This is a genomic window from Erysipelothrix aquatica, from assembly GCF_009828825.1.
GTDB lineage: Bacteria > Bacillota_I > Bacilli_A > Erysipelotrichales > Erysipelotrichaceae > Erysipelothrix > Erysipelothrix aquatica_A.
Genome location: NZ_WTTA01000002.1, coordinates 466,204 through 481,517, shown reverse-complemented (window position 1 = coordinate 481,517; position 15,314 = coordinate 466,204). Strand labels below are relative to the sequence as shown.

Sequence of the window (15,314 nt, the reverse complement as noted above, 5' to 3'; positions counted from 1 at the left end):
CCGGATAGTAGTTATCCGGCTTTTTGTGTTCCATACCAGTTGTTGTAAATTTACATTCCCAAGAAAGCGTCGTAAATTTTAAGTCGTGTCTCAATAAACGCAGTATTCGATCGCGATGGGAAAGTACGGTTGGTCAAAATGATGAGAGCGCGACCACGCTTGAGGTCCATAATGATTGCAGGACCTGTAAACCCAGTATGGAAAAGATAAGGTTTTCCCTGATAAAGATGTAAATTCCACCCGAGGCTTCGGAGGTCTTGATTCGTATCTGCCATAATATCGATTGTTTCGGGGGTAATAATTGTTTTTTGAAGATACCCATTTGTGAAAGCAACGAGGTCATGAATGGTTGAAAATAATCCGGCATTTCCGGAAATTCCACCCAGTGCTGCAGCTGTTTCATCGTGCACTGTACCACATATTAAACCCCGTGTGGGATGGATTTCACTGGGGACGATGAATGGGGTGATCGAAGGGTTAAATGTTGTCTCACGCATGCCTAAAGGCTTGAGAACATGTTCGTTAAGCGATTGGTCCAAAGACCCATCTAAAACTTCAATAATCCAACCTAGAATAATAAAGTTAATGCAGGAGTATGTCATTGTATGATAGTTGGATTCTTGCCAGTCGTACCCGAGCATGATGGAGGTCTTAATGAGTTGCTGCGATTCTAGATATTTCTTGGATACGGAAGGATTGAATCCGCTTCGATGCAACAATAAATCTTCAACGGTAATATGTGCCATCACAAAGGACTCTAGAATATCCTGAACAGGCGTATCTAAACCGATTTCTTCATCTTCAACAAGTTGCATGATACGTGTCGTTACCACGAGTTTGCTTAATGATGCGATATCAAAGTGTAAACGATCAGTCATTGCAAGATTGGGGCTAGCCTGCCCTGCAGTTTTAATTGTTACGGTTTCGTTTTCAATGATGGCATAAACATAACCACCAATTTCTTGATGTGTAATTGCATTGTCAAATAGTGTATCTATTGTCACGGTTAATACCTCCACATGATTCCTTCTTATCTTACACCAAGCTGCGAAAACACCCAACATTTTTTCAAATAGTTTTGTGAATATTGGGAAATATGACCACATAAACGATAAATCGTACATCATAGACTATTTTTATCACAATTATCTCGCCTGAATGCTACACTGATTTTAGTAGAAAGTTTAAACATCATATGGTAAAAGAAAGGACAAAACTGGATGAAACGTGAAAATAGGATTAAGAAAATGACAGATATCGATGGCTTTGATGCGAATTTTTGGGCATTGCTTCGTGGTGTATTGCTTGCTGTACTGATAACGTACATGACTGGAGCGCTCATTCTAGGACTTGTCGCTTTTATCCTTGGTGCAACTGGACTTCCGGCATTCAAGAAGCAAAAATAATGGCGTAATAAAAAGACATCACGAGGATGTCTTAACAATCGAATAGAGAGTACTTCGTGATGAGGGAGGATTGAGACTCCTCAACCAATGGTTGATTTCATTTGAAATTAATGCAAATGTATCCGACGAAAGCTCAAAGTACTGGTTTGTTTTTGTCTCGACATTATGCACCTCAAGCAGGTATGAATCGTTAAAATTGTAATAAGTCAGTAATGTATGACCATCTTTCTCGCGAACTAAACCTTGTGTAGTTGTTGCGTAATCGGGAACTTGTTTATTTATGCTAATGGTATAGATCGGATTTCGTGTGACATCTTTATGGATGAAGGGAATCTTCGTATAGGCTACATCGTCATAAGCGTAGGCTTGAATCCGTGGAACAACCAACGGATTTTTTTTCGTATTCAATGTTGTCGTAGTGCCAATATTTACAGAATCAATTACCGTAGCAGGGTCATGAGTAATTAAACGTGCTTTAATCGCCTGCATGTCCTTATAACCAATCAATAGTGAGTCCTCTGTTTCGATATCGACATCACTTTGAAGGTAGAAGGCATTTTGATTCTTAGTCATGGGCACTTCAGTAGGTTCTGATTCGAACTTAACGTTGACATTGTCCAAGTCTTCATCAATTACTAAGAAACAGTGCGAATCTTTATTTAACGATAAATCAATATAATTAAGACGCTGCGCACTCATCGAATTAAAATCATAAGCAATGCCACGAATACCAGTATAGTACATGTTCATTTGTGCAACATCTTGGTAATAGTACTGACTGTTCCGCCATAACGAACCCAAACGTTCCAACACGACCGGTGCATACAAATCATCACCATATTTGAAGACATAAACTTCTTTACGATCATTAAGGGTTGTTGCGAATACTATTTCACCGTATTTTGGATCTTGAGAACGAATCGCCTCAAGTACGGATGTTTTCGAGAAAGTAAATCCAGTCTGAATCAAAACAAGCACAAAAAGAAGGACACCTGTAATAAAAATAAGTACCCAATTTAGATAATAATGTCGCTTATTTTTCAATAGAGTCGCCCCCCTCCATATTTTTATATATTACACCTATACCTATGTAATTGGTAGATTTTCGTCCTATCTTGTCGTATTTATCGTGTATAATGTAAAAAAGGGGGACTTATCAATGAAAAGTTCATATTTTGATGGCGGTTTTATGTCATACCTTGGCTTACAGATCGTCAATGTTATTATCGTAGTCATTACACTTGGTTTTGGATCACCATGGGCAATGGTTCGTACGTATCGATGGGAAGCAGACCACACAGTCCTTGAAGGCAATCGTACAGTCTTTACAGGAACTGCAATGAGTTTATTTGGACAATGGATTATATGGTGGTTACTCACCCTCGTAACATTTGGAATTTACGGATTCTTTGTTCATGTTAAAGTTTTACAATGGAGAACGGAGCACACATATTTTGTTAACTAATTCAGGCACTATTATCTCGAGTTTTATTGCTAGTAAGAAAATGCATATAGACTGGAACTCGAGTGTTTATCTTCCTGCATCCTATGACACATCGGATGCAAGGTATTCAGTACTCTTTATGTTCCATGGCGCTGGTGGACATCAACTCAATTTCCTTGAGCGTATGGATATGAAAGGTCAGTTAGACGCAATGCAGTATGAAGGCATCGTAGTCTTTGTGGACGGTTTTAATTCATTTTATCTTGATGGACCGGGATATCCTATGGAATCCATGATTATGGAAGAGTTAATACCACATTATTTAGGAATGTATCGTACCAATGGTGATATTTTACTTGGTGGTGTGTCAATGGGTGGATACGGCGTTTTGCGATTATCAATGAAGTATCCCAATACATTTAAAAAAGTTTTCGCGATTGCACCTGCGGTATGGGCAGAAATGACCCCCGAGACAGAAACGTATACTTGGAGTATTTTCCGCGATAAAGATGGGAACTATGATTTCGAGAAATATCATGCAAATCATCCAGTATCATTTGCGCAAGCAAATACGACTCAGTATTTTATTGAGACAGGTATGATGGATACGATTGTACCATTTGCGGATGTTGATGCAACGGTTGCAGTCTTTGAGAAACATGCACAGGTACGCTATACCAAAATTGCAGATGGCGACCATGGCTGGCCTTACTTCGAGGCTGCTGTCCAACGCGCCCTTATAGCGATAACAGAATAAAAGACGTCAATGACGTCTTTTTTATTTGAATTAATGGCCTTTGGAAGGCAACGTTTCCATAAGGGCATAAAAAGTATTCGGATTTCCCTCGCTAAAGAACGTGTACCATAATGCAAGGGTGTCATCCCTAAACACATCCAGAGTTTCAAGAATTGCTTTGGACCAGCGTAACGCGTCAGTGGAACCTGCAGTAATGAGGTTATTGTCACGAACAACGGGTTGATCTTGATAAAATGACTGACCTGTATAATTGGGCGAAAACATATCGAGAAATCCCGGTCCATTACTGGTATGGTTGCGTGTATTTAACATGTCTGAAGAAGCTAAAGCTAGTGTGGCACCACAAATTGCCGCAACGGTACCATTTGCATTCAAAATCTGCTGTGCATACCGAAGAACGGCCTGATGTTCAGGTTGTTGCCACGTATCGGCCCCGGGTAAAATGAGTACAGCATCTTCATTGACAGTAATCCTTTCCAATGTACAATCTGGAGTAACCTTAAGTCCACCCATTGTCGTAATCGTCTGCGATGTATAGCTTACGGTATGAATTGTAATGTCAGGGGCATTGTCTTTAAAAAAGCGACGCGAATGTAGTTCCGCAGTGATATATCCAATCTCCCAATCTGCTAATGTGTCCATTACATATATATAAATTTGTTTCATAGTAATCTCCATTCTTTTGATATCTATAGTATACGCAACAATTGTTGACACCTATATGTCAACAATCTATAATTTATTCAATAAAGTTGAGGATACGCCCATGAAAACGGATCGTATGATGAGTATCATTATTGTATTACTAGAAAGAAAACGTACGAGCGCGCAAGACCTTGCGGATATGTTTGAAGTTTCCTTACGGACAATTTATCGGGATATTGATGCCATTGATTTGGCGGGAATCCCAATCCGAACAATCCCAGGGGTAGGGGGTGGTATCGAAATAATGCCAAACTATAAACTGAATCATAATGTGTTTTCGACTTCAGATTTGTCCACAATTCTTACGGGACTTTCGAGTGTATCAGATATGACTGCAAAAGATACGTTAACGAATGTCCTCACCAAAGTTAAAAGTCTGATTCCACCCGACAAAGAGCAAGACATCATCCTTCAAACACAACACATTCATATTGATTTAAGTTCTTGGTTTGGGAACCGTAATGTCCAATCGTATCTAGAGATGATTAAAGAAGCAATTGAGTTGCAAAAGTTACTAACATTCACCTACCATGATCGCTTTGGGAATAGCACGCAACGGACAGTTGAACCCTACCAACTTGTCCTGAAAGGCAATCGCTGGTATTGGCATGGGTATTGCTTGGGGCGAAAGGACTATCGAGTTTTTAGACTGTCACGACTTTCTGATCTTAGGATGACATCCATGTCATTTGTTCGAAGAGATTATTCACAAGAACGCCTCGATGTATCGACTGTCGTGGACAGTCCCAATGAAACGGTTACACTGAGGATACAGCAATCACTTATGGATCGGGTCATGGATTATTGCTCATTCGAAGCATTTACAGAAATAGACGATTCTTACTATCGCGTAGAATTCCCATTCATGGAAAACGACTATTACTATAATATTTTGCTAAGTTTTGGGGATAAAAGTGAGTGTCTTGCACCAGCGCATGTACGTCAAGGACTCAGGGCACGGATTCAACGCGTTGCTGATCTGTATAAGTAAAAAGTACCCACGCGGGTACTTTTTTAGAAGTGTCTTTTTATGTAATTCATAAAGTTTCCGGATGCTAAATTTTCGGCAAAAGTAGAGTCTAAACGAAATGCAACTTCATGCAATAAATGTTGACTGTGGCTGGCATCTTCAAGATTCACAATCTTTGAGGAGATACCATCGAAGTCAGAACCAAGTCCCAATTGTGATGAAAGCCCAGCATTATGGAAATATTCGATATGATCAACAAGCATTTCAATTGTCGTTGCCTCAACACGATGTTGATCGTTTACAAAAGCATCGCAGTACACAAAGTGCACAAGAGCCCCTTTATCTTTCATCCGTTGAATTTGACCATCATTTAGATTTCGTCGGTGTGAGGCAAGTTTCTGGGCGTTGGAGTGGCTTGCAATCACATGCTTAGCTGTATCAAGAACATCTTCAAACCCGTTCAGACTAATGTGAGAAACATCGATAAAGACATCATGGTCGTTGGCTAGTTTCACAACCTCAAATCCAAACGTTGTGAGTCCAGCACCCCGTGCTTCACCAATTCCATCACATGCCAAGTTTGCGTCGTTCCACGTCATTCCAATAGATAGGACACCTTCATCGATAAATTGCTTCACTTTCGTGATATCTGATCCGACACAGTCAAGCCCTTCAAGTGTCAGAAAAACACCAATTTCATCATCCTTAAGGTTTTCAATCTCGGCGAAATGCTTAATATGAACGATGCCTTCTTGCTTCAGGACGTTATTCTTAAATGCGTCAATCTGACCCAATGCAACATCGTACTTGTTATCAATGTATACGTCAGGATCAATGAAAATTGCACAAGCTTGGACTTTAACGCCACCTTTACGCAATTTCAAAACATTAACATCAAGGTTTTCATTGTCATAAAAACTGTATTCAGGATGTTGATGTAGTTTCATCAAAACATCGCAATGCCAATCAATTATAGGATATGTTTTCATAGGTATCTCCATTTCTTAGGATTGATTATAGCATAGTTTTGCACAGTGAATCTCATGAATGTTAACGTGCATCCTGTACTTATCACTGACGATCGGCCTTCTTGCCCATTGGAATCGCAATCCGATTCCATGCATACATTTGGTTAATACAGAAAATAATATATACATATTCCTGATAGGAGAAATATTTTGAAATGTCATCATACACACTTTGTGGGACTCGCTTGGTTGCGACTTCAACAACATACTCGACAAGTCGTAAAACTGCTTGTTCTTTTTCAGTGTAAAAAGTGCATTCTTCCCAAACAGATAAACTAAGAATCCGCTGTGTTGTTTCCCCAAGTTTTATGGCATCCGCAGAATGTGCAATTACACAATATGCACACCCATTAATTTGTGAGGTTCGAATTTTGATTAGTTCTTTTAAAATAGGATCTAACGGAATTGAATTAATGAAATTCTCCATCGCAAACATTGCTTTCATGGCATCCGGAGCAAGTGTATAAGAGTCAATTGATTTATTCATAGTAACCTCCTGTTGACGATTTTATACTTCTATTACACAGTGAAACTGGAACTACTAAAGGGCCGGATGCCGATAGATTGTATGGGTCCGGGAGTGGAAACAATGATAGATAAAACAAACAATATTCCTATTTTTAGACAAATATATACAAATTTAATAATGGAAATGCAAGAAGGTCGGTTTAAAAAAGGTGACTTATTACCAGGGACGCGTAGCTTAGCGCTTGACCTTAATGTGAGTAGAAATAGTGTGGAGCGCGCATATATGCAATTAGAGATTGAGGGATACATCCTATCAAAACCTAATTTAGGTTTTGTGGTGTTTGATACATTTAGTGAAATAAAACTGGAAGCAGTGCCGAATCTGAGAAAACCTCAAACTGAAAGCTCTGATTCAATCATTGATTTCAAATATGGGGGAAATGGGTTTTCTACATTTCCTAAAGCCAAATGGAAACAGCATACTTCAGAGGTTCTCAGTTCAGAAACAGACCCTTTTCTTGATAATAAAGGCAATATCAATCTTAGAATTGCGATTTCAGAGTATTTGTACCGACACTGGGGTGTTCGTGCCTCGTATGAACAAATAATTGTGACCAACGGGTATGTCTATAGTCTAGAGATAGTGAGTAATATACTGAAAGCGAGAAATTCTAAGTCTACAATTACAATGGAGGATCCAGGATTTCCTGTGACACGAAATACACTCATAAAAATGGAATGTTTGACGAACCTTTTGTCTATAGTAACGGAAATCTAGAGCTTCCTGAGAAAGTCAATCCTTGCTTAAAGGCTGTAATTGTTACTCCATCACATCATTTTCCAACCGGAAGTGTTATGGGCGTGTCGATGCGCCAAACGTTGCTAACGTGGGCACGCGAGCATAGCATGTACATCGTTGAAGATGATTATGATAGTGAATTTCGTTATAAAGGTGATCCAATTCCTTCTCTTCAATCGATGGATGAAAGTGGCAATGTTATCTATTTTGGAACTTTCTCTAAGCCGCTATCCTCAACTCTAAGGATGTAATATGTCATCCTCCCTGTATCACTTTTACCATCGTATGAAGCTCGTTATGAAGGATACACAAGCTCTGTGTCAACATTGCAACAGAGTATTCTTGAAAAGTTTTTAGTAAATCAGGACTATGAAAAGCATATTCGAAAAATGGGCAAGTCATTTAAGAAGAAACACGATTTGATTAAAACAATATGCGAAAAACAATTTGGAGACCGTGTATCTATAGATGGTGAACATGGTGGCTTATTTATATTGTTGGAAGTTCGTAAAAATGTGAGCTCTGATACGTTGGTGGAAGAAGCCCTGCAAAATGGAGTTAAAGTTTATCCAACTACTGATTTCTATTTTGATGGCAGAGAAAAATCAACAGTATTCCTGGGATTTACCGATGTAAGTTCCATGGATATCGAAAAAGGTACTGAATTGCTCAATCAAGCGTGGTTCGGAGATTTATATGACGGTGTCGAGTAGATAACGTGTCTCTGTATATCGAGTAAATACGACTCGCAGTCATTGATTCAATCAGTGAGGTTATGAAGTTGTTGCGCTACTTTTGGTGATACTTCCGTGCCATCTTTAGTGTCGGTCAAATATTGTCCGACACTAAAGCTATAATCAAGTTAGGTGATAGAGATGACATTAAGTAGAAAATATGTTGAAGTTGTAGTTCTTCATAAACTCGATGGTAGTTATGTGCCATTATTTGTAGTAATTGGAATGATTAAAAATACGGTCACGAAAGTCCTAAGTACCGCCCATCATCGCGATGTGTCAATTCGTACAACGCAGTATTGTGTATTGATGAATGGTGAAAAACATGAACTCTATGAATGTGATGGAAAATGGTGGTTCTATTTGTAAATAAATCCATATTCGAAAAGAGTGTCCTTATGTCTGGGACACCTTTTCGTGCTATTTATACATTGAAGGCGATTTTTTTGAAAGTTATTATCACTCAATACTGTGAATGACGTAGCTATGACAAAAAAAACACTTATGAGTAGTAACTACTGATAAGTGCTTCGGTTGTTTTTATATGGTGGAGTCGGCGAGAGATGAAAAAGCATGATTAGCGGTGTTTATAAGTGATGAATAACAGCTTATATAGAGGAATGCAGATGTACACGAAATAATGTGTTTACAAAATTGTAGGGGTTTTTGTAGGGGTTTTTACATTTTCTAAAATTTTCATTAATGCATCGTCTGATTCTTGTAGTAGATGCGTATATGTTCTAAGTGTTGTTTGAACATCACTGTGACCAAGTCGTTTAGATACCGCAACAATATTTGCTCCTCTATTTATTAACAATGTAGCATGCGAGTGTCTTAAATCATGTATTTTAATTTTTGGAACGCCAGACGCTCTTATACCATTTTCGAATGCACGCTGGATTGTACTCATTCCGATTGGTTCAGGGCCACCAAACAAAAAGTCGCCATCAGTAAGGAGCAGCGGTTTAATCATATTTATCGTTGAATCATCCAAGCGAATAGTTCTTTTGCTGGATGTGTTCTTAAGAGGGTTAAATCCTTCTCTGTAAGAGCGTATACTCTTGTTAAATGATACAGTTTCATTTGATATATCTGACTTTAACAATGCTCTAGTTTCGCCAATTCGGGCACCTGAATAGAACTGAAAATGAAATAGTGCTTTAAGGGTGTAGTCGTCGATTTCTGATAAAAATAAATCGAGTTGCTCCGGTAGCCAAACTTTCATTTGTTCGACATCATCCGATGTTTTGATAAATGGTTCAAGTAATTTTGTTCTGTCTGTAAAATCATAGTGTTTATATGCAAAATCGCTAACTGCTCTAATATGCATTAATGCTCTGTTCTTTCTTGCGACAGACCAATCAGTGTAGTTTATCTCAATGTAAATATCCATAAAGTCATGTTTGGAGACCGCACTAAATTTCTTGTTAGAAATATTCTCGGTGAATTTATTAATTAAAAATGTTTTATCTTTAATAGTGCGTTCATTTGCTCGTTGACTATTCCATTCGATAAATCTATTAACCATTTGAGAATATGTTACGTTTTCATCGTATCCTATTTGCAATTGTCTTCTAAAATCCGTCTCGAAATTTTGCGCTTCTCTTTTAGTAGGGAAGCGTTTTTCTTTTGTCTTAACAGATCCATTTATATCTCTGTAGTTAACTTTGGCTAGCCATCTATCTTTTATTTTATATACTGCCATACTATCGCCTACTCAAAATCAATAATACACTTATATAGTTTGGCGATAATTCTAAAATCATCGTCTTCAGTAACGATTATAGGGTCATAACCATCATTTAAAGCCTCACTGTTGAGTATTATAATGTTTCCTTGACGAGAATACCTTTTAACGTATTCCTCTCCATTAAGGCCGAATACACCAATCTCGCCATCATTCAGTGTTGGCTGTCTAAAGAATATGAGCAATGAGCCATCTTTTATGCCAGCACGCTCCATAGACTTTCCTTTGGCGCAAGCGAGAAAGTAATTGTCATAATTACGCTTATTTCCTAATAACCATTCAGGAAGGTCTCTCCATTCAATTTCATCTTCATTGATTGTGCCAGAACCACATGATCCGTATCCTAAAAACGGAAGATTAATAGTTGAGTAAATTACAGATTCGGTAATGTCATCAGTGAGGTCTCTCATGCTGACACGCAAAGTATCTGCTAATAGTTGCATTTTATCAACTCTTGGATAACTTTGCCCGTTTACCCAACTTGACATCGTTGATAAAGGAATGCCCATTAACTCAGATAGTGGCTTTTGTTTAATCTTTCTTTTGTTCATAATGTCATTCAAATTTCTAACAAATATATCTCTTGCTTCTTGTTTCATATTATCTACCTCAAACCAATATTACAATAAAACTGTAACAATATCAAATATGATTATCTAAAACTACAGTTTAAGTGTTGACACTACATTTTAAATGTAGTAAACTTTGTTCAGGAGGTGGAGAAATGAACCAAGAAGATTTCAGAATTTCATATGCAGCAGCACGGGTGAATGCTGGTTTAACTCAGAAAGAAGCAAGTATTCAACTAAAAATAAGCGAGTTTACCCTAATTAACTACGAAACAGGTAAGACAATACCTAGATGGGATAAACATGACCTTATGGCGGAATTGTATAAAATTCCAAAAAATATGCTGAGGCCTCCTTCCAAGTAATTTTTTTAGTTATTAACTACGATTTAAATGTAGTTACATTGGATGATAAGAGCTAAAACGTGAGGAGGAGGTGAATCCATGACAAAAAAAGAGAAAGTGGATGAACTAGTTTTCAATAGTAATTCTGCATATCTAACAATGACTGGCATCAAAGATTTTATGAATAAAACCCAAACAGAGGCCGAGAAAATATTTGCTGCATGTAAAAAAATAGAAAAAGTTGATGCAGACAAGAAATTGAAAAAATATGGATTATCTTACGAAGAGCTTGACATTAGGCCCACTAAAGTATTAATAAGTACAGTTTTTAAAGTTCTTGGTATGAATTATAAATTTGAATTAAACCGTTATAAACAACGAAAGGAGAATAACAATGGATAAAGAAAAAATTGAAGCCGAAATGAAAGTTAAATTGAGTGGTGCCGAATATGCATTAGAACTCGCTAACAAATATAAACAAACTCTTATGGAAGCAACTGAAATAGCGAGTTAGTTAGCTTCGTTAGAATTCGACATTGAAATTACAGACGAAAAAGAAGACACCCATTAAGGTGCCTAACTAAACTACTTAATACGGACAGTTTTGGTTTTGGTCTTGGTCGACGAACCATTGCTGACAGAAGTCTTGACTCGTGCAGAGTTTCTGCCAGTTTGAGTCACTGTGTTTTAATTTTAACTTTACGTCTGGTAATAAAATCACCTCCTTACATTCACATGATATCACGAGGTGTAACAGATATATAACGAAAGAAAGGAAATCCTATGAATGATTTACAAGTAATTAAAGAAGCTGACGAAGTGTTTAAAGGAAACATCGCAAGATTGATCAACGGTGTTCTCGCTTTCGCAATAATGATGGACGCCACTGATAAACAATACGATGATATCGAATTAATCTTAGCTTCATTATCTCAAACATGTTTTGAATACGGAATGTATAAACAAGAGAAGGAGGATTTGAAATGCATGAGTTAGTAATTTTACAAGATAACCGAGCAATTACAACAAGCTTGATGATATCTGAAGTGTTCGGAAAAAGACACGACAACGTGTTAAAGGATATTGAAGATTTGGCTACTCAAAACTTAGGAGCCAAAAATCTATTCCACGAATCAACATACGAGAACCGCGGTAAAGAATATCCGATGTATCTCATGAACCGTGATGGTTTCACTCTATTAGCTATGGGATATACAGGTAAGAAAGCGTTGAAATTCAAACTTCAATATATAGACGCATTTAACAAAATGGAAGAATCCATAAAAAATCAAATCATGATTCCTACAAATCCAATGGATGCATTACGCCTTATGTTCGAAGTTCAAGAAGGAACAGCAAAGCAAATTGAATCTATTGATAATCGGGTTGTAGAGCTCGAAGAAAATGTTCTTCTATCACCAGGAGAATACAACTTGATAGGTAGAAAAGTAAATAGTCGCGTTCGTGTGGTCGCTAAAGACAGACAAATATCGAGCGAGCGAAACGTCCTAAGCGAATTGTTTAAAGCAATAAATAATGATGTTAACAAAGTTGCTAGAGTACGAACACGGGCTCAAATTAAGCAAAAGGACTTCGATATTGTGTTTGACTTAATTAACGTCTGGGAGCCATCACAAGCAACAATGCACGTTGTTAGGGAGTTAGAGAAAGGAGAGCAGTCATGAATAAAACCACTCACGATCAAATAAAAAAGTGGAATAGACAGAGCAGAATAATTAGTTATATTTCGATAGGGATTAGCACACTAGCTATAGTGATAATCATTTTTAAATTCATTACTAATTAGTTTGTTTAACAAATAAAGAAGTAAAGGAGAATAATCATGAAGAAAATCATCAAATCAATAAGGCGGTTTTCCCGAAGAGCGAAAGGTGTTCATGAATTTGAGTTTGATATACGAGACATTCCTATCGTAATTCCATACCCAATATTAAAAACGGAGAATGTAAATGTTGGATCGAAACTATTTCTGAAACTGAGAATATATTTGAGGAATCTTATCTAATTCAAATTCGAATTCGACTGAACGAGAACGATTGGACCGAACTAGAAGGGTTGCCTTGTTGGCAGGAAGTAAGTGACTTTGTTCGAGAAAAACAATTTGGGTGTAAAAAGAAACCCCTGTAGTTGGAGAAATATTTAAAGGAGGTTGAGTGTTAGGAATATTTAATTCTTTACCGTGTAATGCAGGGAACATAAAAGGCATAAAACTAATATCAGAATTAAAAACTGAATTACCAACGCTATATACAATGTCAGTTATTACGAGAGGAGATTTGGAATTATTGATTAGATTAAGTCTTAACACATAGCGGTCTTTACTGATGATTTCCAGTCCCGTTATTTCTAATTCGATGTTAATTCTATTTTTCCAATAAGTCACAATCCATCCAATTACAATTGAAACGGAGCTAAAAATTGAAAGAATTAAAGAAATGCTATCTTTGTTTTGAATTAACCATTCTATCATTTGATTACCATCACTTTCTATAAGGGAATAATAACACATAAACACACGTATCAATAAGGAGAAAATAACATGATAAACGCAATGATATCAGCTGCTATAGCATCTACAGCATTCCAGGCAATTCTATATCCAATATTGTTCTACGCAGTTTTTCGATGGCTTAAAGAGGTATGGGCTGACGATGAAGCATAAAAAAAGAACACTTATCTTGATTGGCGTCGTGATCGTGTTCTTAGAATCTACAGCTTGTGTTAGTAGTTCTTCTAAATTATCTCATGAAGAACAAGTAATCACAAGTTTAATCGCTAAAGAACCCACTTTAATCGAGCCTCAACAAGAATTAGAAGAAGTTGAAGCAACAACTATAGATTATCAATTTGAAGCCCTAGTGAACGCTACATTCAACCTAGAGACAGGATATGGAACAAGTGACCTATGGGTCTACAACAATAATGCAGGTGGTTATAAGTGTAATGGATCCCCAAACGAACAATGTACCCAGGATAACTACCGAATATTTGATGCTAAATACCAGAGCATCTTAGCGCTGCGAGAATTATTAACAGATTATGTCAATACCTATGGATATGACTTACAGGCAATACGAAGTCGTTATTGCGAGAACTGCGGTGAGAGTGACTTAAATACTTTCACGGAACTATATTACAAAGAACTGGAGGCTTTGACATGAGAATGGAGGAACCTTAATGGCCAAGAAAAATAAGAACTTAAACAAGAACTCCAAACGAGCATTCTTACAGGCTCAGCTTGAAGCAATCCAAAAGGAACTAGACGAAGTACCAGAATTAACCAAAGAAGATTTGTTGGAATACTTAGATAGTTATCCTAAATCATTACATGAAAGCGAGTTTGCAGATAGCACAATAAAGGTCTATATGCGAGGAGCCAAGAAGTTAATCAACGACTATTCGAGTATCGATGATTTTATGAGTAAAGATGATCTAATTCAACTGAAGCAAGATTTACTCGAAGACTATGAAGCAGTATCAACAATCAATTCATATATAACTTCAGTTAATCGATTCCTATTTTATTGTGATCTGGGTGATTTGAAAATCTCTAAGGTCAAAAGTCAAAACGACAACACGCTTCCGCATCGTATCTATGAACACGAATACAAAAGAATGTGGATGAAAGCAAAAGCATTAGAAAATATAAATCTATACTTCGCCATTCGCATAATGGGAGAAACCGGCGTTCGTGTTAATGAACTTCCAAGTTTTACAGTTGCAGCAGTTCAGAATAACTATGTATCCGTCGATAACAAAGGTAAAGTGCGTAGAGTTCCATTACCAGGTCCTCTAGGGCGCGAAATAAGAGCGTTTGTTAAGACTTTGGATAAAGGCGTCGATAAGGTTGTTAATCTTGAGTACAGGCAAATCTATGATGGTTTAAAGGTGATTGCCGGCATGTGCAAAATCAATAAGAAGAAAGTTAAACCACACGCATTCCGTCATTACTTTGGTTTTAACTTTGTCAATAAAAAAGGCGAGCTTAAACTCGCACAATTAAGTGATATCCTTGGCCACTCGAGCGTTGAAACAACTCGAGTATATACAAGAGGAACGCTGGAAGACTATTTAAAGTCTATGGAGGAAATTAGATGAATGTTAGAACCGCTTTAATCGCCGCAAAGAAAAAGAACAAATCCATTTCAAGAATTTTTCTCGATAACACTAGTGGATATGTTCTTAAGGTTACTCCAAGTCATACCAAAGATGGATTGCTGTATCTAGCAATGATCGACATGTCGAGACCCCCAGTTATTGGTTGGCAACCCAGTTATGAAGACTTAGTTGCTGAAGATTGGGTGTTAATTGATTAGATCAAG

At 37.4% G+C, this 15,314-nt stretch carries 24 protein-coding genes; 16 read left to right on the top strand and 8 right to left on the bottom strand.

What is annotated here, in order from left to right; all coding sequences use genetic code 11:
- Window positions 1-50: 50 nt before the first annotated feature.
- The gene (locus tag GVV22_RS05635; RefSeq protein WP_159649150.1) at window positions 51-1,004 is read right to left on the bottom strand and encodes a serine hydrolase domain-containing protein; all 954 of its coding nucleotides are present in this window, start codon (window positions 1,002-1,004) and stop codon (window positions 51-53) included.
- Window positions 1,005-1,220: 216 nt separating this feature from the next.
- Here GVV22_RS05635 and GVV22_RS05630 point away from each other — a divergent pair, with 216 nt between their 5' ends.
- Window positions 1,221-1,406, top strand: a complete 186-nt coding sequence (locus GVV22_RS05630; RefSeq protein WP_159649149.1) for a hypothetical protein — start codon at window positions 1,221-1,223, stop codon at window positions 1,404-1,406.
- A gap of 18 nt (window positions 1,407-1,424) precedes the next feature.
- Here GVV22_RS05630 and GVV22_RS05625 read toward each other — a convergent pair whose 3' ends face one another.
- The gene (locus GVV22_RS05625) at window positions 1,425-2,450 is read right to left on the bottom strand and encodes a hypothetical protein (protein ID WP_159649148.1); all 1,026 of its coding nucleotides are present in this window, start codon (window positions 2,448-2,450) and stop codon (window positions 1,425-1,427) included.
- 115 nt (window positions 2,451-2,565) lie between these two features.
- On the opposite strand from GVV22_RS05625, the gene GVV22_RS05620 reads away from it, so the two are divergent.
- Window positions 2,566-2,871: a DUF898 family protein gene (locus GVV22_RS05620; protein ID WP_159649147.1), complete on the top strand. Its 306-nt coding sequence runs from the start codon at window positions 2,566-2,568 to the stop codon at window positions 2,869-2,871.
- The gene (locus GVV22_RS05615) at window positions 2,861-3,607 is read left to right on the top strand and encodes an alpha/beta hydrolase (protein WP_159649146.1); all 747 of its coding nucleotides are present in this window, start codon (window positions 2,861-2,863) and stop codon (window positions 3,605-3,607) included. Before GVV22_RS05620 ends, GVV22_RS05615 begins: the two co-directional genes overlap by 11 nt.
- Before the next feature lie 30 nt (window positions 3,608-3,637).
- On the opposite strand, the gene GVV22_RS05610 is transcribed toward GVV22_RS05615, so the two are convergent.
- Window positions 3,638-4,273 (bottom strand): type 1 glutamine amidotransferase family protein, encoded by a 636-nt coding sequence (locus GVV22_RS05610; protein WP_159649145.1) that lies wholly within the window; start codon window positions 4,271-4,273, stop codon window positions 3,638-3,640.
- Window positions 4,274-4,373: 100 nt separating this feature from the next.
- Between GVV22_RS05610 and GVV22_RS05605 the strand changes: the two genes are divergently transcribed.
- Window positions 4,374-5,303, top strand: coding sequence for a helix-turn-helix transcriptional regulator (locus GVV22_RS05605; protein WP_159649144.1), 930 nt, complete (start codon window positions 4,374-4,376; stop codon window positions 5,301-5,303).
- Window positions 5,304-5,326: 23 nt separating this feature from the next.
- Here the strand turns inward: GVV22_RS05605 and GVV22_RS05600 are convergent, their stop codons facing one another.
- Together GVV22_RS05600 and GVV22_RS05595 are read right to left on the bottom strand one after the other, a co-directional pair.
- Entirely contained in the window at window positions 5,327-6,271 is a 945-nt protein-coding gene (locus GVV22_RS05600; protein WP_159649143.1) for a dipeptidase, read from the bottom strand.
- An 82-nt stretch (window positions 6,272-6,353) separates the two neighbouring features.
- On the bottom strand, window positions 6,354-6,797 hold the full coding sequence (locus GVV22_RS05595; protein ID WP_159649142.1) for a carboxymuconolactone decarboxylase family protein: 444 nt from the start codon (window positions 6,795-6,797) through the stop codon (window positions 6,354-6,356).
- A 102-nt stretch (window positions 6,798-6,899) separates the two neighbouring features.
- Here GVV22_RS05595 and GVV22_RS05590 point away from each other — a divergent pair, with 102 nt between their 5' ends.
- The 4 genes from GVV22_RS05590 to GVV22_RS05575 all read left to right on the top strand — a co-directional run bounded on the left by GVV22_RS05590 (window position 6,900) and on the right by GVV22_RS05575 (window position 8,680).
- Window positions 6,900-7,556, top strand: a complete 657-nt coding sequence (locus GVV22_RS05590) for a GntR family transcriptional regulator (protein WP_159649141.1) — start codon at window positions 6,900-6,902, stop codon at window positions 7,554-7,556.
- A 77-nt stretch (window positions 7,557-7,633) separates the two neighbouring features.
- The gene (locus tag GVV22_RS05585; RefSeq protein ID WP_159649140.1) at window positions 7,634-7,828 is read left to right on the top strand and encodes a hypothetical protein; all 195 of its coding nucleotides are present in this window, start codon (window positions 7,634-7,636) and stop codon (window positions 7,826-7,828) included.
- 66 nt (window positions 7,829-7,894) lie between these two features.
- A complete protein-coding gene (locus GVV22_RS05580; protein WP_159649139.1) occupies window positions 7,895-8,290 on the top strand; it encodes a hypothetical protein in 396 nt (131 codons plus the stop codon).
- A 162-nt stretch (window positions 8,291-8,452) separates the two neighbouring features.
- A complete protein-coding gene (locus GVV22_RS05575) occupies window positions 8,453-8,680 on the top strand; it encodes a hypothetical protein (RefSeq protein WP_159649138.1) in 228 nt (75 codons plus the stop codon).
- Between the two features lie 277 nt (window positions 8,681-8,957).
- Here GVV22_RS05575 and GVV22_RS05570 read toward each other — a convergent pair whose 3' ends face one another.
- Both GVV22_RS05570 and GVV22_RS05565 read right to left on the bottom strand, forming a co-directional pair.
- A complete protein-coding gene (locus tag GVV22_RS05570) occupies window positions 8,958-10,016 on the bottom strand; it encodes a site-specific integrase (RefSeq protein WP_159649137.1) in 1,059 nt (352 codons plus the stop codon).
- 8 nt (window positions 10,017-10,024) lie between these two features.
- On the bottom strand, window positions 10,025-10,657 hold the full coding sequence (locus GVV22_RS05565; protein ID WP_159649136.1) for a LexA family transcriptional regulator: 633 nt from the start codon (window positions 10,655-10,657) through the stop codon (window positions 10,025-10,027).
- Between the two features lie 125 nt (window positions 10,658-10,782).
- Between GVV22_RS05565 and GVV22_RS05560 the strand changes: the two genes are divergently transcribed.
- The 4 genes from GVV22_RS05560 (at window position 10,783) to GVV22_RS05545 (ending at window position 12,656) form a co-directional block, all read left to right on the top strand.
- The gene (locus GVV22_RS05560; RefSeq protein ID WP_159649135.1) at window positions 10,783-10,992 is read left to right on the top strand and encodes a helix-turn-helix domain-containing protein; all 210 of its coding nucleotides are present in this window, start codon (window positions 10,783-10,785) and stop codon (window positions 10,990-10,992) included.
- A 78-nt stretch (window positions 10,993-11,070) separates the two neighbouring features.
- The gene (locus tag GVV22_RS05555) at window positions 11,071-11,373 is read left to right on the top strand and encodes a hypothetical protein (protein WP_159649134.1); all 303 of its coding nucleotides are present in this window, start codon (window positions 11,071-11,073) and stop codon (window positions 11,371-11,373) included.
- 381 nt (window positions 11,374-11,754) lie between these two features.
- Complete coding sequence (locus GVV22_RS05550; RefSeq protein ID WP_159649133.1) at window positions 11,755-11,967, top strand: hypothetical protein; 213 nt, start codon at window positions 11,755-11,757, stop codon at window positions 11,965-11,967.
- Complete coding sequence (locus GVV22_RS05545; RefSeq protein WP_159649132.1) at window positions 11,955-12,656, top strand: Rha family transcriptional regulator; 702 nt, start codon at window positions 11,955-11,957, stop codon at window positions 12,654-12,656. The genes GVV22_RS05550 and GVV22_RS05545 overlap by 13 nt, the downstream gene beginning before the upstream one ends.
- Before the next feature lie 299 nt (window positions 12,657-12,955).
- On the opposite strand, the gene GVV22_RS05540 is transcribed toward GVV22_RS05545, so the two are convergent.
- Window positions 12,956-13,462: a hypothetical protein gene (locus GVV22_RS05540; RefSeq protein ID WP_159649131.1), complete on the bottom strand. Its 507-nt coding sequence runs from the start codon at window positions 13,460-13,462 to the stop codon at window positions 12,956-12,958.
- Between the two features lie 69 nt (window positions 13,463-13,531).
- On the opposite strand from GVV22_RS05540, the gene GVV22_RS11115 reads away from it, so the two are divergent.
- Genes GVV22_RS11115 through GVV22_RS05525 form a run of 4 tightly spaced genes read left to right on the top strand, consistent with a single transcriptional unit; the run spans window position 13,532 to window position 15,308 of the window.
- Entirely contained in the window at window positions 13,532-13,654 is a 123-nt protein-coding gene (locus GVV22_RS11115; protein WP_268890713.1) for a hypothetical protein, read from the top strand.
- Window positions 13,644-14,153 (top strand): glucosaminidase domain-containing protein, encoded by a 510-nt coding sequence (locus GVV22_RS05535; RefSeq protein ID WP_159649130.1) that lies wholly within the window; start codon window positions 13,644-13,646, stop codon window positions 14,151-14,153. Before GVV22_RS11115 ends, GVV22_RS05535 begins: the two co-directional genes overlap by 11 nt.
- 16 nt (window positions 14,154-14,169) lie before the next feature.
- Complete coding sequence (locus GVV22_RS05530; protein ID WP_159649129.1) at window positions 14,170-15,090, top strand: tyrosine-type recombinase/integrase; 921 nt, start codon at window positions 14,170-14,172, stop codon at window positions 15,088-15,090.
- Window positions 15,087-15,308: a Thoeris anti-defense Tad2 family protein gene (locus GVV22_RS05525; RefSeq protein WP_159649128.1), complete on the top strand. Its 222-nt coding sequence runs from the start codon at window positions 15,087-15,089 to the stop codon at window positions 15,306-15,308. The genes GVV22_RS05530 and GVV22_RS05525 overlap by 4 nt, the downstream gene beginning before the upstream one ends.
- Window positions 15,309-15,314 lie beyond the last annotated feature (6 nt).